The following is a 14,062-nucleotide window of genomic DNA, read 5'->3' on the forward strand; positions in this document are numbered from 1 at the left end:
AATGCTTAAATAGAATTTTTAACGCTCATTAATTCAGAAATAACATGATGAAAGATCGCAAAACCGACGCAGTGTCTGTGGATGCGGGCGGCTTGCCGGCGCTGGAGGCGAGGCTTGCGCAGGAGCTCGCCCTGCTTGAGCGGCCTGCAAAGCCGTGGGTGCCGCGCACCTCTCTCAACGGCTCTGAAGTGCTTGACGTCGCCGTCATCGGTGCCGGGCTCTGCGGACTGACCGCGCTTGCCGCTCTTTCATTTGCCGGGATCGACAATGTCAGGGCTTTCGACAGGGCGCCCAGCGGGCGGGAAGGCCCGTGGGTGACCAGCGCGCGCATGGAGACATTGCGCACCCGCAAGGAACTGGCCGGGCCGGCGCTCGGCGTGCCCTCCCTGACATTCCGCGCGTGGTTCGAGGCGCAGTTCGGCGCGCGTGCGTATGAGAAAATGGGGCTGATAGCGCGTGAAGCCTGGATGGCCTACATGGTCTGGTATCGCACTGTGCTGGCGCTGCCGGTGAGCAACGATACCGAACTTGCCGGTCTCGTTTTGCGCGAAGATGGCCTGCTCGCTCTTGATTTTGTTGGGCCGGAAGGTCCTGCCAGGGTTCTGGCGCGCCGGGTGATCCTGGCGACGGGGCTCGATGGTCTCGGTGCGCCGCGCCTGCCGGATGTGGCGAAAACGGTTCCCACCCGTTTCGTGCGCCATAGCGGCGATGTATTCGATGTGAGCGCATGGCGTGGCAAGCGCGTCGCGGTGGTCGGTGCCGGGGCTTCGGCCATGGACAATGCAGCCGCAGCGCTGGAAGCGGGGGGCGCCCGTGTCGATCTTTTCATTCGCAGGCCCGATATCCCGCGGGTCGAAAAATTCGGCGGTGTCGCCAGTCTCGGCATGACCCACGGTTATATCGGCCTGCCCGATGCCGACCGTTGGGCCTTCATGGTTGAGGCGGAGCGGACGCAGATCCCGCCGCCGCGCCACAGCGTCCTCAGGGTCTCGCGCCATGACAATGCGTTCTTCCATCTTGGCAGTCCCATTCTCAGCCTGACGGAAGTGGGCGATGTGGTAGAGATCGAGACCCCGAAGGGGCGTTATCTCGCCGATCTCATCATTTTCGCCACCGGCTTCGATGTCGAGTTCGCCCGGCGGCCGGAATTTTCAGCCCTGAACGACCGTGTCCTGCTCTGGCGCGATGCCTATCAGCCGCCGGCCGGGCAGGAGAATGACGCGCTGGGGTCCTATCCCTATCTCGGGCCGGCCTTCGAGTTTCTGCCCAAACCGGATATTCCGGCCGCCGAGGCGGAGGCGATTTCCCGCATCCATTGTTTCGCCTATCCGGCCGTCCCGTCCCACGGGAAAATCACCAGCGGCATTCCGGCCATAAGCCCGGGGGCGGAGCGGCTGGCGCAGGGCATCGCGCGGTCTCTCTTCGTCGAAGACCGCGCCCGTCATTTCGAAACTTTCATGAACCACGACGCCGCTGAAATCACCGGCGAGGAATGGCGCGATGCGGACGCGCAGGACAGGATCAAGGAGCATGCCAATGGCTGAAGCGGCGCTGAAACTGGAGATATTTTACGGCATTTCTTCGCCATGGGCCTATTTCGGCGCACCACGGGCCGTCGAAGTCGCCCGCACACATGGCGCCGCAATCGTGCTGCGGCCCATCCGCATCATCGAGGCTAATGGCGGAATTCCGCTGCGCAGCCGCCCGGATGCCCGGCAGAGCTATCATGCCATGGAACTGGACCGGTGGCGACGCTATCTCGACATGCCGCTCAACCTGACGCCGAAATTTTATCCCTGCGCCACCATCGAACGCGCTGCCCAGCTTATCATCGCTGCGCAGAAGGCCGGGCTTGATGCGATCAGCCTGTCCTTCGCCATCCAGCGCGCCTTGTGGAGCGAAGAGCGTGACATTGCCGATCTCGAGACGCTCCGCGCCATCGCGCAGGCGGTTCTCGGCTCTGAAGGTGCGGCCCTCGTGCGCGATCCGCAACGGCAAGACATCGTGGCGGAATGGCAGGGAAATCTCGCCGAAGCCGAACGTCTCGGGATTTTCGGCACGCCGACCTATGTGGTGAATGGCGAACTCTTCTGGGGGCAGGACCGTCTGGAATTCGTCAGCCGCGCCCTTGGGGCGCTCAAGCAGCAGCTTTCACAATCCGCAGTGAGGACATCCGCATGACCGATGCCGCAAAACTTCACAATGAGGCCATCGTCATCGACGGTCTGCAGACCTGCCAGTGGAGCAGGTCCATATTCGAGGACATGCGCGCCGGCGGCCTCACCGCCGTCAATGTCTCCAGCGTGATCTGGGAAAATTTCCGCGAGGGCATCGGTTATGTCAGCGAATGGAAGCGTTTCCTGCGGGAAAACGACGACCTTATCCGCCCGGTGCGTACGGTTGCCGATATTCACGCGGCCAAGGCCGAGAACAGGACCGGCATCATCATCGGCTGGCAGAACACTTCGCCGCTCGAGGACAAGCTGGATTATGTCGAGATTTTCAAGGATCTCGGCGTCGGCATCATGCAGCTGACCTACAATACCCAGAACTATTCCGGTGCCGGGTATCTGGAAGAAAATGACAGCGGCCTGACAGGCTTCGGCCGCGAGGTGCTGGCGGAGATGAACCGTGTCGGCGTTCTCTGCGATTTGAGCCATGTCGGCGACAGAACCACGGCGGATGTCATCGCCCGCTCGCAAGCGCCGGTCTGCATTTCGCATGTGCTGCCACGGGCGCTGCGCGACGTGAAGCGCAACAAGCCGGATGAACTGTTCAAAGCCTGCGCGGAAAAGGGCGGCATCATCGGCATCAGCCTTTTTGCGCCGGGACTTGCCGCCGGAAACGATGCGACGGTGGAGGATTATCTCGACGCCATGGCCTATGTCATCGATCTCGTCGGCGAAGATCATGTCGGCATCGGCACGGATTTCTCGCAGGAGCGGCCGCGCCCCGGCCCCTGGCAGCTCTGGGCCAACCGTGACAAGGGCACGGCCCGCACGCTGACGGAATTTGCGACCGTCAAGATTTCCAAGCCGAAGGGCATCGAGCGCATCGGCGAGGTTCCCAACATCACCGCCCGCATGCTGGCGCGCGGCTGGAGCGAAACACTCGTCCTCAAACTTCTCGGCCAGAACTGGCTGCGCGTGCTGGATACCGCCTGGCGGCCGGCAAACTGACAATATCAAAAACAAACGGAGGCAACTGAAATGAAAAATGCTCATCAGCGCCGCAAGGCCGCTTTCTTCGTCGGTATCGTTGCCGCCGGGATCGCATCGCTCTCGGGAACCGTCTTTGCGCAGGATGCGACGAAGGGCACCGTCAACATCGTCGGTTTCTCCGGTGTCTTTGCGGATAACTATCAGAAATTCATCATCGACGCCTTCAAGGCCAAACATCCCGGCATCGAGGTGAATTATCAGCAGAGCAAGAATTCGGCCGAAACGCTGGCGCTTCTCACCCTTCAGCGCGCCGAGCCGAAGGTCGACGTCGCCCTGATCGACGTTTCGGTGGCGATCAAGGCGAACAAGGAAGAGCTGTTCACCAAGCTTGATCCCGCCAGGGTGCCGAACCTTGCCGAACAGCCGGAATGGGCGCGCATCGACGGTGACCGCGCCGTCGCCTTCTCGCAGGACAATCTGGCTATCCTCTATAATACCGACGCAGTGAAGGAGCCGCCGACAAGCTGGGCTGATCTCGCCGATCCGAAATACAAGGGAAAGATCGCCGCCAAGCTTTCCGATACGCGCGGCGTCATCCTGCTGCCGATCCTCACCAAGCTGAAGGGCGGGGACTACAAGACCTCCGTCGATCCGGCCATTGATTTCCTGAAGGAAGTTGCGCCGAGCGTCTCGACCTTCGAACCTGCGCCGGATTGTTATGCGGTAGTGCAGAGCGGCGAAGTTGATCTTTCCATCTGCTGGAACGGCCGCGCGCAATATCTGCACGACACGCAGGGCGGCAAGATCGGCATTGCCCTGCCGAAGGAAGGCTCCATCGGCCAGACGAACACGATCGGTCTTGTCGAAGGCTCCGCCAACAAGGAGGCTGCCGAACTCTTCGTCAATTATGCGCTGAGCGCCGAGGCACAGGCGACCTTTGCCGAAAAGAGCTTCTACGGTCCGGTCAACAGCAAGGTCGCGCTCAGCGAACCCGTTGCCGCCCGCATCTACGGCAGCAAGGAGGCCCAGGCCGCGCAGTCTTCTCTCGACTGGAACTTCGTGGCGGACAAATATTCGGCGTGGATACAGCGGATCAACCGCGAGGTCATCGCGGCGAATTGAGACAGGAAGCAGAGGACGCCATGGCCGATCATCATGTCGAGATCGACAATCTCGTGAAGACCTATCCGGGCGCCTTCAAGCCCTCCGTGGATCACGTCAGCCTTTCCCTACCGCGCGGGGAAATGCTGGCGCTGCTGGGGCCTTCCGGCTGCGGCAAGACGACGATCCTGCGCATGATCGCCGGCCTCATTCCGGTAACCTCGGGTGAAATCCGGCTGGACGGTCGCGATATTTCTGCGACCCCGGTGCACAGGCGCAATATGGGCATGGTCTTTCAGGCCTATGCCCTGTTTCCGCATATGAATGTCGCCGAAAACATCACCTTCGGGCTGGAAATGCGTGGCATCGCCAAGTCGGAGCGCAAGGAGCGGGTGGAAAAAGCGCTCGATCTGGTCAAGCTTTCCGGTTTCGGCGAAAGGCGGGTTTCCCAGCTTTCCGGCGGCCAGCAGCAGCGGGCGGCGATTGCCCGCTCTCTCGTCATCGAACCCGCTCTGCTGCTGTTCGACGAGCCGCTCTCCAATCTCGATGCCAAGCTGCGCGACGAGATGCGCGATGAAATCCGCGATATCCAGAACCGAACCGGCGTCACCAGTATTTTCGTGACGCATGATCAGGACGAAGCCCTGTCCATGGCCGACCGGCTTGCCGTCATGTCGGAAGGCCGGCTGGAGCAGATCGGCACGCCGCGCGAGATTTTCGACCGGCCAAAAACGGATTTTGTCGCCTCGTTCATTGGTACCGGCTCGTTCCTTGCGGGCACCGTGGTTGCGCCGGGACGCGCCGAGATTCCCGGTCTCGGTTTCCTGCATTTCTCGGGCGCTGTCCCGGTTGGCCAAAAAGCGCGGTTTCTGGTTCGCCCGCATCGCTTTCTCCTTGGCGATGGCGTCAATGCTTTCTCGGGCATCGTCGAGCACGTCACCTATCGCGGGCAGATGCTGACGCTTGGCGTGCGCGCCGGCGATCATCGCCTTCAGGCCGATCTGCCCACCCATGCCGCTGCCTTGCCGGCGAAGGGTGAGCGGGTGACGCTTTCCGTTGCGCCCGAGGATGTGACGCTGATCGGGGAGGCGGCCTGATGGCGGCGGCAAGCCATGCTTCCGGTGGCGGCACGTCGCATCGCGGCGTTTTGCTTCTCCTGCTTCTGCCGGGCCTCGTCGCACTGTTGACGACGTTTCTGTTGCCGCTCATCTGGCTGGTGCGCGCCTCATTCGCATCCTCGTCCATGGCCGCACTTCGCGGCGGCGACTGGACGCTCGAATCCTACAGAACCGTGCTGTTCGACCCGTTTTACTGGAAGATTGCCTGGAACACGCTTTATCTCGGCGTGAATGTCGCCATTTTCGCGGTCGTTCTTTCCTATCCTATCGCACTTTTCCTCGCCCGCACCCAAAGCCGCTGGCGCGGGGTGCTGACGGCACTTGCCGTTGCCCCGCTTCTCACCTCCTCGGTGGTGCGCACCTATGGCTGGATGGTCATTCTGGGGGACAGGGGCGTCATCAACACGGCGCTGCAATCCTCCGGGCTTACGGACGGCGTCATCCGGCTGACCAATAATTATTTCGGTGCCACCGTCGCGCTGATCGAAATCCTGATGCCCTATGCGATCCTGGCGATGCTGAGCGGTTTCGGCCGGCTGAACACGCAGCTGGAAGAAGCCGCCGCCATGCTGGGTGCTAACCGCCTGCGCGTCTTCACCCGCATCGTGCTGCCGCTTTCTCTGCCCGGCGTTCTCACCGCCGCACTTCTCGTTTTCGTCCTGGCGATTTCCTCCTTCGTCACGCCGCGCCTGATGGGCGGCGGCCGCGTCTTCGTCATCGGCACGGAGGTTTATAACGAGGCGACGGTGACGCTGAACTGGCCTCTGGCGGCGGCGCTTTCGGTGCTGCTGCTCGTGCTGTTCGGCAGCGTGATCGTGATTTACCAGCGCGCCATGCGCGCGTTTGAGACGTGAGGCCGGCCATGGACGCAAAATTCGGACGTCTCGCCCACGCTCTGCTGCTGACGCTGCTTTATCTGTTTCTTCTGGCGCCGATCATCGTCGTCCTGATAATTTCTTTCGATACGCGGCAATATCTGGCCTTTCCGCCGGAAAGCCTGTCCTTCGGCTCCTATGCCAAGGTTTTCGCCAATGCCAAATTCATCGGCGCCTTCTGGCGCAGCCTCGGCATAGGCCTGCTTGTCGGTTGCGTCTCGATCTTTGCCGGGCTGCTTCTTTCGCTGGCGCTGTCGCGGCACGAATTCCGCGGCAAGGGCGCGATCAACTTCCTCATCCTCGCCCCTTTCCTCGTGCCGCATATCGTGCTTGCTGTCGGCGTGATGCTGGTGCTTGGGCCGCTTGGCCTGCTCGACAGCTATACCGGCATTTTCCTCGCCCATCTCGGCATCACCACGCCCTATACGGTGCGCACCATCACCATGAGCCTGATGGCGGTGGATCGCCGTGTCGAGGAAGCGGCGCGCGTTCACGGCGCATCGCCCGCCATGGTGCTGTGGCGCATCACACTGCCGCTGGTGCGGCCCGGCCTCATCGCCGGGGCTGTCATCGCCTTCCTGATTTCTTTCGATGAAGCGACGATCTCGCTCTTCATCGTTTCGGTCAAATCCTCGACGCTGCCGACGGAAATCTATCACTATCTGGAATACTCCACCGATCCGCAGATTGCCGCTCTCTCCGTCATCCTCATTCTGATTTCGGTTATCGTCGTGGTGGCGGTCGAGCGGTTGATCGGGTTGCGCAAGGTGTTGTGACATGACGATGGTAAAAATCGCGGCCGGTGCGCTGCAGGGTGTCAGGGAAAACGGAATTCACGCCTTTCTCGGTGTGCCCTATGCCGCACCTGTCACGCCGGAACGCCGCTTCGAAGCTCCGCAGCCAGTCCTGCCATGGCAGGGCACGCGGGACGCCACCCGGCTTGGGCCCGTCTGCCCGCAAATTCCCACTTACGGTCCGGTAGGCACCGCCGCCACCTCGAAACTGGCCTTCGGCGAGGATTTCCTGACGCTCAATATCCGCACGCCGGATCCTGCTGGCCGGGCGCCGGTGCTCTTCTGGATCCATGGCGGTGGTTATGCGGTCGGTTCTGCAAACGAGCCGGTGCTGCAAAGCGGTGCTTTCGCGGCAAGCGGCATCGTCGAAGTTACCGTCAATTATCGCCTCGGTGCACTCGGCTTCCTCCATGTCGAGGGAAAACCCGATAATCGCGGTCTGCTCGATCTTGTGGCCGCGCTCGAATGGGTGCGCGACACTATTGCCGCCTTTGGTGGTGACCCTGAACGGGTGACCCTCGCGGGGCGCTCGGCAGGCGGCTTCGCGGTCGCGACGCTGATGGCCATGCCGCGCGCGCGGGGGCTTTTTCACCGGGCCATGCCGCAAAGCGGTGCAAGCACGGCGATCGCCTCGCAAGAGGATGCCGCCAAGCTTTCGCGCCGCTTTCGGGCGGCGGCGGAAACGGACGATGCGTCGCTTGCCGAGCTTCCCATGCAGAGGCTGCTCGAAATCCAGCGCGATCTCTGCAACCAGTCCTATGAGCAACATGATTTTGCCCGCGACGGGGCGGCCGCGATGCTCGGCGTGCCCTTTGTGCCTGTCGTCGACGGGGTGACCCTGCCCGAACATCCGGAAACTGCCGCGCAGGCAGGGCGCACCGCCGCCGTGCCGATGATGATCGGCTGCACGACCGGAGAATATGTCACCCACGCGACGGCGCAGCCGGAAATGGATTTCGCGCTCTGCGCAAAGCTGCTGCATGAGCGTGTTTTGCCCAGTGGCCACAGCGGTTCCGGCATTGTGGAGCGCTATCGCGCTGCCTTGCCAGGCCACAGCCCACGCGGCATCTGGCGCGCGGTTGCCGGAGATCTGGTCTTCCAGCTTCCAGCGATCCGTTTCGCCAAGCTGCATGCCCGTTTCAACCCGGTCTATAAATATCTCTACGGCTCTTTGGGTGCCAATGAACTGGGTGCGCCGCATGGGGCGGAAGTCGGTTCCGTCTGGTATCGCGATGGCTCAAACAGCCGCGACCTGCCGGAGAGGCAGCGCGTGCCGGATGCGGGCTTCGCAAGAGCGATCCATGATCTGTGGGCCTCATTCATCACGGGCGTACGGCCGACCGCGCCGAACGGCACGTGGCCGCTTTATCATGACGAAAAGCCGATGGTTCTGCGGGCGGGGCCAACAGGGTTTGGTGTCACTCTCGATCCCTTCGACGGGCGCGAGGCGCTCTGGCTGCCGGCTGGTCATGAAGATCGTCGGCCGGTATAGCGCTTGGTGGCGATGACGAAGAAACACAGGTCTCGGGGCGGAGTGGAAAATGGTGTCTGACTATCTCGATACACGGCAACTCGAGGCTTTCGTGGCTGTGGTTTCGATCGGCAGCATTACGGGTGCAGCAAAAGCGCTGGGCAAATCCCAACCCGTCGTGACGCGCCTCATCCAGGACCTGGAGGGCGAAATCGGTTTTGCGCTGCTGCATCGCAACGGACCCCGCATCGCCCCCACCGAAAAGGGTGTCGCTTTTTTCGCCCAGGCGGAACTGTTCCTCGGCGGCCTCAGAACGATCAGCGAAAGCGCAAGGCGCATTCAAGGCGCGCGCCGTACGGCCATCGAGGTGGCGTCGATTCCGGCGATTGCGGCCAGCCTTTTGCCGAAGGCGCTTGCCGCCCTACCGGCCGACAGGTTTCCCGATCACGTGCATCTGCAGAGCATTTCTTCGGAAAATGTCGTGCAGGCGGTGATGGCGGGGACGGCGGATCTGGGCGCCGTCAGTCTTCCGCTCGACAATCCCGGCATCGACATCCACTGGCTGGGGGAGGTGCCATGCGTGGCCGTGGTTGCGGAGGATCACCCGTTGGCGCAAAAGGCGGTGATCTCCGCGGAAGACCTCGCCGGACATCGGCTTATAGCGTCCGCAAATCCCTTCCGCCTTCGTATGCGGATCAACGACGTGCTTTCCAATCTCGGCGTCGACCTGTCCTCCGTGATCGACAGCAATGCGACCTATGTTTCCCTTTCGCTTGCGCGCATGGGGCTCGGCATCGCCATCGTCGAATCGATCACCCTCTGGGGCCTGCCGGTGGAGGGTGTCCGCGTTCTGCCTCTTTCATTCCACATACCGTTCCAGTGGGGCCTCGTCACGGCGGCCGGCCGGCCGGTCATTTTCGAGGTGGAGCAACTGGTGGCCACCGCAAGGCGAATGGTGGCGGACATACCGCAAGCGGTGGTGTACGATAAAATATCGCAAATCCAATTATTTGATTGAGTTTTCCTAGATGCGGGCGTTTCGATTGTTCGGCATCTCTCGCCTCCCGCCTTGAGGGGCAGTCCATCTGTTGAGCGAACTTTTGCAAGCGTTCGAAGCGCCTACACCTGTTCCAGTCCACTCATCGTGATCGCCCAACAAGCGCCATCCCATCGATCAGCAAGACGGCATCCGACGTTAGTCCCGGTCTGCTCGGGGCATGTTTTAACTTGTCTTCGGCCGTAACGCCGCCCTCGATGCCTGTGTGAGCAGGCCTGTATCGCTTGCAGTTGTCACGAGGCTGTAGCCTCGATCAAACATGTCGCCGAGATCCGAAGGGTCGATTGCCGCACCGCCGAGCAACCGGCCGGATGCGAGAACGCGTTCCTCGATATGGGCGATCGCTTTTTTGAGTTCGCTCGAACCGAGATCGCCATAAGGCCCGAAGCCGGAGGTGAGATCGAGCGGGCCGATGAACAGCATATCGATGCCTTCGACCGCCGTAATGGCATCGATCGCTTCGGTTCCTTCGCGTGATTCGATCATGGCGACAACCAGCGTCCGGGATCGGGCCTGTTCCACATAGGTGAGCCGGTCCAGGCCGTAACGCGCGGCACGGGAGACCGTGAACTGGGCGCCACGTCGCCCGAGAGGTGGATAGTGGGTGGCTTCGACGAGTGCGCGTGCCTGTTCCGCGCAACGGACATCCGCCGCGACGATGCCGTCGAACCCGGCATCCAGTAGCGGTTTGATGTCCGCCGCCGAGGCGCCATGCACGCGCGCGAGCACTGGCACGGTGCTTACGGACTTTATCGCGCGTAACTCGTGTAGTGCGCCGGAAAGGCCGGCTGCCGCATGTTCCCTGTCTATGACGAGCGCGCCGTAACCCGCCAGCGCCATGATTTCCCCCACGTCGGGAGAGGCCAAAAACAGGAATGCGCCCTGCACCTTTGCGCCGGCGTGCAATTGCGCGCGGAGATCGGGGCGATCGGTTTCAGGCATGCTTGCGTCTCCAGAGGGTTTCTGGCGAAAAGAGCGCGCGTTGGCGCGGGACGCAATCCTGTAATTCTTTGCAGGTAGGCAGCCCGTTTCAGCGCTGGCATGCTGTGGGCATATTGAACTCACACGGATGACATATCGATGCAGCAGAGGCCTGAAGTCCTTGAGGGACATGCCCCTTTTCGGGAATACAAGACCTGGTTTCGGGTGACGGGAAACCCGAATTCCGATAACGTGCCGCTGATCGTGGCCCATGGTGGTCCCGGCTGCACCCATGATTACGTGCTGTCTTTCGCAGATATTGCGCAGAGTGGCCGTTGCGTCATTCATTATGATCAGATCGGAAATGGCCGCTCGACTCACCTGCGCGGTGCGCCTGAGGGTTTCTGGTCCGTCGATCTGTTTCTCGGTGAACTGGACAATCTGCTGCGCCATCTGGGGATAGGGCAGCGCTATAATCTGCTTGGACAGTCATGGGGTGGAATGCTGGCAGCGGAACATGCGGTTCGGCGCCCGGAGGGGCTCAATGCCCTCGTCATTGCGTCCTCACCATCCTCCATGCCGGTCTGGGTGGTCGAGGCGCTGAGATTGCGCAAGGCCCTTCCGCTCGACGTGCAGGAGACGCTTGCACGCCACGAGGCGGACGGCACCTATGATCATCCGGACTATCAGGCGGCAAGCGATGTCTTCTATCGGCGTCATGTGTGCCGCCTCGACCCCTGGCCCGACGATGTGGTGCGAACCTTCCGGGCGCTGGCGGAAGACCCCACCGTCTATCATGCGATGAACGGACCGACGGAGTTCCACGTCATCGGAACGCTGAAGGACTGGACCGTGGATGACCGGCTTCACCGTGTTGCCGTACCGACGCTCGTTATGTCCGGTTATCATGACGAGGCGACGCAGGCCTGCGTTGAGCCCTTCGTGCAGCTCATTCCGAATGCGCAGCAGATCGTGATGCCGAACTCCGCGCATATGTGTCATCTGGAGGAGCGCGCCGACACCATGGCTGCCGTTGAAGGATTTCTGAGCCAACACGACCTGAGGGTTTCCGCATGACCACCGCCACCCGTTTTGCCGCCATCCAGATGTGCAGCACCGCAGATGTGGCATCGAATAACCGCGCCATTGAAGGGTTCGTCCGTGAGGCGGCCGGGCTGGGAGCGACTATTGTCAGTCTGCCGGAAGCCGCCAATATCCTGTTGAAGGATAATTTGCAGTATGCCGGCACCTGCGTTGCCGAAGATGACGATACGACCCTGGCGCTTTGCCGCCGACTGGCCGCCGAACTGCGAATATGGCTGCACGACGGTTCGCTTCTGATCAGAACGGAAGACGGTACGCGCATCTGGAACCGCACCCACGTCATCTCTCCCACGGGAGACATCGTTGCGCGTTACGACAAGCTGCACACCTTCGACGTGAAGCTCGGCGATGGGCATGATTTCCGGGAATCGCGGGCCGTGCAGCCGGGCGAGGGCCCGCCTGTCGTTGTCGATCTCGGCGCCTCAAATGTCAGGCTCGGATTGTCGATCTGCTATGATGTGCGGTTTGCCGCGCTCTTCCGGATGCTGGCCACCGCGGGTGCAAATGTGCTGATGATCCCGGCATCCTTCTCGCCTGTTACCGGGCCGGCGCATTGGGAAACTCTCCTGCGGGCGCGTGCGATCGAAACCGGAAGCTATGTCGTTGCTGCGGCTCAGTGCGGTACGCGGGATGGTGTGCATACGCATGGTCATGCCATGATTGTCTCTCCGTTCGGAGAGGTCATTTCTTCACTGGGTGAAGAGCCCGGTGTCATTGTCGCAGATATCGATCCGGCTGAGGTGGAGGAAACCCGCCGTCGTTTGCCCGGTCTCACCCAGGGCCGGGATCTGCGGCCGACAATGACAGTGTTTGCCGGAAGTCTCTCATGACGGCGTCGCTTTATCAGGTCAACCCGCCCGCAGCGCCGCTTTCATCTGATCTTGTCGACCTGATGTCGCGGACTGAAACGGCAACCATCGGCCATATCCTGCATGATGGTTTCTGTGATCCGGCTCTGGCCCCGGTGGTTACCGGCAAGCGTGTGGCCGGCACGGCGTTCACGGTTCGCATTCCGGGCATGGACTCGGCGACATTGCATTATGCGCTGTCCATGGTTCGCCCCGGGGATATCCTCATCATCGATCGCGCCGGCGATGATACGCATGCCTGCTGGGGCGGAGTGGTCACCCTCGCGGCCAAGCTGGCCGGCGTTGCCGCCGCCGTCATCGATGGGCGAGCGACCGATTTTGCCGAGATACGCAGTCACGATATGCCCGTCTGGTGTCGTGGAACCTCGTCGAAAACGACGAAATTCGTCGGCCTCGGTGGTGCCATCAACATCCCGGTCAGCGTCGGCGGAATATCGGTGATGCCAGGCGATGGCGTTCTCTGTGACGAAAATGGCGTCGTGCTGCTGAAATCGGAACAGATCATGCCGATCTGTTCGCGCGCAATTGCCATGCAGGAGAACGAGGCATCCGTTATTGCACGCCTGCGGCGCGGTGAGCGCCTCTGCGATATTTCCGGGGCAACCACCATGGTCGAAGGTCGCTGAAATATGAGCAACGGCACCCGCCTCAGTTTCCGCAAGCAAAATTGGCGCCAATATTGTTTGCGTTATTGGTTTGAGAAGTTCAGATTGCTTGGGCCAACAGGAGCAAGAACGACGTGACGTTTCATTCGACGAGCCCGATCCATGCGTTTACCGACGGTGAGCCGCGTTTCGGTTTCCTGTTCTCTCCGGCAGGCGCTCCTGTTGAGGAGGGGGCCGATCCGAGCGCGGCCAAGGCGCCTCTGGTCATTGTCGCTCACGGCTCCGATCGCGATGCAGCCGGCATGCTCGAGGCCATGCGCGAAGGGCTTGGGGGGAGGGCAGTCTCCATTCTTGCACCTCTCTTTGCCTCCGAGATCGACGGAGAGGATCATTCCGACGGTTATAAATTCCTGGTGTCGGCCGGTATCGATTATATTTCGGTGACGAAATCCATGATTGCCGCAGCCTCGCGGCTGGGCGGAGGTTTTGGTAGCGTCTATCTCTTCGGATTTTCGGGCGGTGCGCAGTTTGCCCATCGATATGCGCTGTTTTGTGCATCGGAACTGTCAGGGCTTGTTGTCGCCTCACCCGGAAATGTGACGCTGCTTGATGAAACGCTCGAATGGTGGCCGGGGCTTGGCGGCGCTGGCGCGGCAATTGGCCGTGCAACGGATATTGCTTCGCTGCGCAAGCTTCCGGTCGGGATCATCATCGGATCGGAAGACCGGGCAGGCGGCCTCGTTGCGCGGCCCGCCGGTGCCCCGCATGGATCCCTTTACGAAGGCGTGGCCGGGGCCAGTCGTCTGGAGCGTGCGCACAGCCTGAGCCAAAGCCTCCGGAGCCACGATATTCAGACCGTTCTCCATGAAATCGAGGGTGTGGGTCATGAACTCAGGCCCGTCACCTTGAAAGCCGCGGAGTTGATCGCGCGATGGATCGATGCCGGGGAATGCCAGACATCGCCGATAAAAAAAGGGGAATGAAGC

The 14,062-nt window shown here is 61.5% G+C and carries 14 protein-coding genes; 13 read left to right on the forward strand and 1 reads right to left on the reverse strand.

All coding sequences use genetic code 11. The annotated features are described in order from the left end of the window. Positions 1–44: 44 nt before the first annotated feature. From O3S81_RS15720 to O3S81_RS15760, 9 genes are read left to right on the forward strand one after another with little or no spacing between them, the layout of a single operon-like run. On the forward strand, positions 45–1,544 hold the full coding sequence (locus O3S81_RS15720) for an NAD(P)/FAD-dependent oxidoreductase (protein ID WP_269344617.1): 1,500 nt from the start codon (positions 45–47) through the stop codon (positions 1,542–1,544). After that, positions 1,537–2,181 carry a 2-hydroxychromene-2-carboxylate isomerase gene (locus tag O3S81_RS15725; protein ID WP_269344619.1) on the forward strand — a complete coding sequence of 215 codons (645 nt, stop codon included), beginning with the start codon at positions 1,537–1,539 and terminating at the stop codon, positions 2,179–2,181. The genes O3S81_RS15720 and O3S81_RS15725 overlap by 8 nt, the downstream gene beginning before the upstream one ends. Further along, complete coding sequence (locus tag O3S81_RS15730) at positions 2,178–3,179, forward strand: dipeptidase (protein WP_269344621.1); 1,002 nt, start codon at positions 2,178–2,180, stop codon at positions 3,177–3,179. Before O3S81_RS15725 ends, O3S81_RS15730 begins: the two co-directional genes overlap by 4 nt. A 30-nt stretch (positions 3,180–3,209) precedes the next feature. After that, entirely contained in the window at positions 3,210–4,283 is a 1,074-nt protein-coding gene (locus O3S81_RS15735; RefSeq protein ID WP_269344623.1) for an ABC transporter substrate-binding protein, read from the forward strand. 20 nt (positions 4,284–4,303) lie between these two features. After that, positions 4,304–5,359: an ABC transporter ATP-binding protein gene (locus O3S81_RS15740; RefSeq protein ID WP_269344625.1), complete on the forward strand. Its 1,056-nt coding sequence runs from the start codon at positions 4,304–4,306 to the stop codon at positions 5,357–5,359. Beyond that, a complete protein-coding gene (locus O3S81_RS15745; RefSeq protein WP_269344626.1) occupies positions 5,359–6,234 on the forward strand; it encodes an ABC transporter permease in 876 nt (291 codons plus the stop codon). Before O3S81_RS15740 ends, O3S81_RS15745 begins: the two co-directional genes overlap by 1 nt. A gap of 8 nt (positions 6,235–6,242) precedes the next feature. Next, positions 6,243–7,031 (forward strand): ABC transporter permease, encoded by a 789-nt coding sequence (locus tag O3S81_RS15750; RefSeq protein WP_269344629.1) that lies wholly within the window; start codon positions 6,243–6,245, stop codon positions 7,029–7,031. 1 nt (position 7,032) lies between these two features. Next, a complete protein-coding gene (locus tag O3S81_RS15755) occupies positions 7,033–8,541 on the forward strand; it encodes a carboxylesterase/lipase family protein (protein WP_269344631.1) in 1,509 nt (502 codons plus the stop codon). 49 nt (positions 8,542–8,590) lie between these two features. Next, positions 8,591–9,538, forward strand: coding sequence for a LysR family transcriptional regulator (locus O3S81_RS15760; protein ID WP_269344633.1), 948 nt, complete (start codon positions 8,591–8,593; stop codon positions 9,536–9,538). A gap of 204 nt (positions 9,539–9,742) precedes the next feature. Here O3S81_RS15760 and O3S81_RS15765 read toward each other — a convergent pair whose 3' ends face one another. Beyond that, positions 9,743–10,519, reverse strand: a complete 777-nt coding sequence (locus tag O3S81_RS15765) for an HpcH/HpaI aldolase family protein (protein WP_269344634.1) — start codon at positions 10,517–10,519, stop codon at positions 9,743–9,745. Between the two features lie 138 nt (positions 10,520–10,657). On the opposite strand from O3S81_RS15765, the gene O3S81_RS15770 reads away from it, so the two are divergent. From O3S81_RS15770 to O3S81_RS15785, 4 genes are all read left to right on the forward strand, one after another. After that, a complete protein-coding gene (locus O3S81_RS15770) occupies positions 10,658–11,575 on the forward strand; it encodes a proline iminopeptidase-family hydrolase (protein WP_269344637.1) in 918 nt (305 codons plus the stop codon). Continuing rightward, a complete protein-coding gene (locus tag O3S81_RS15775; RefSeq protein WP_269344639.1) occupies positions 11,572–12,432 on the forward strand; it encodes a carbon-nitrogen hydrolase family protein in 861 nt (286 codons plus the stop codon). Before O3S81_RS15770 ends, O3S81_RS15775 begins: the two co-directional genes overlap by 4 nt. After that, the gene (locus tag O3S81_RS15780; RefSeq protein ID WP_269344641.1) at positions 12,429–13,097 is read left to right on the forward strand and encodes an RraA family protein; all 669 of its coding nucleotides are present in this window, start codon (positions 12,429–12,431) and stop codon (positions 13,095–13,097) included. Before O3S81_RS15775 ends, O3S81_RS15780 begins: the two co-directional genes overlap by 4 nt. Positions 13,098–13,210: 113 nt before the next feature. Next, complete coding sequence (locus tag O3S81_RS15785) at positions 13,211–14,059, forward strand: alpha/beta hydrolase (protein ID WP_269344642.1); 849 nt, start codon at positions 13,211–13,213, stop codon at positions 14,057–14,059. The last annotated feature ends 3 nt before the right edge of the window (positions 14,060–14,062 follow it).

The organism is Agrobacterium sp. SOY23, from assembly GCF_027212525.1.
Taxonomy (GTDB): domain Bacteria; phylum Pseudomonadota; class Alphaproteobacteria; order Rhizobiales; family Rhizobiaceae; genus Agrobacterium; species Agrobacterium tumefaciens_I.

Bases quoted from the DNA above. Each gene is read 5' to 3' on its own strand.
- O3S81_RS15760 (WP_269344633.1), top strand. From the start codon at position 8,591: ATGGTGTCTGACTATCTCGATACACGGCAACTCGAGGCTTTCGTGGCT.
- O3S81_RS15765 (WP_269344634.1), bottom strand. From the start codon at position 10,519: ATGCCTGAAACCGATCGCCCCGATCTCCGCGCGCAATTGCACGCCGGC.
- O3S81_RS15770 (WP_269344637.1), top strand. From the start codon at position 10,658: ATGCAGCAGAGGCCTGAAGTCCTTGAGGGACATGCCCCTTTTCGGGAA.
- O3S81_RS15725 (WP_269344619.1), top strand. From the start codon at position 1,537: ATGGCTGAAGCGGCGCTGAAACTGGAGATATTTTACGGCATTTCTTCG.
- O3S81_RS15720 (WP_269344617.1), top strand. From the start codon at position 45: ATGATGAAAGATCGCAAAACCGACGCAGTGTCTGTGGATGCGGGCGGC.
- O3S81_RS15730 (WP_269344621.1), top strand. From the start codon at position 2,178: ATGACCGATGCCGCAAAACTTCACAATGAGGCCATCGTCATCGACGGT.
- O3S81_RS15775 (WP_269344639.1), top strand. From the start codon at position 11,572: ATGACCACCGCCACCCGTTTTGCCGCCATCCAGATGTGCAGCACCGCA.
- O3S81_RS15755 (WP_269344631.1), top strand. From the start codon at position 7,033: ATGACGATGGTAAAAATCGCGGCCGGTGCGCTGCAGGGTGTCAGGGAA.
- O3S81_RS15740 (WP_269344625.1), top strand. From the start codon at position 4,304: ATGGCCGATCATCATGTCGAGATCGACAATCTCGTGAAGACCTATCCG.
- O3S81_RS15750 (WP_269344629.1), top strand. From the start codon at position 6,243: ATGGACGCAAAATTCGGACGTCTCGCCCACGCTCTGCTGCTGACGCTG.
- O3S81_RS15745 (WP_269344626.1), top strand. From the start codon at position 5,359: ATGGCGGCGGCAAGCCATGCTTCCGGTGGCGGCACGTCGCATCGCGGC.
- O3S81_RS15735 (WP_269344623.1), top strand. From the start codon at position 3,210: ATGAAAAATGCTCATCAGCGCCGCAAGGCCGCTTTCTTCGTCGGTATC.
- O3S81_RS15780 (WP_269344641.1), top strand. From the start codon at position 12,429: ATGACGGCGTCGCTTTATCAGGTCAACCCGCCCGCAGCGCCGCTTTCA.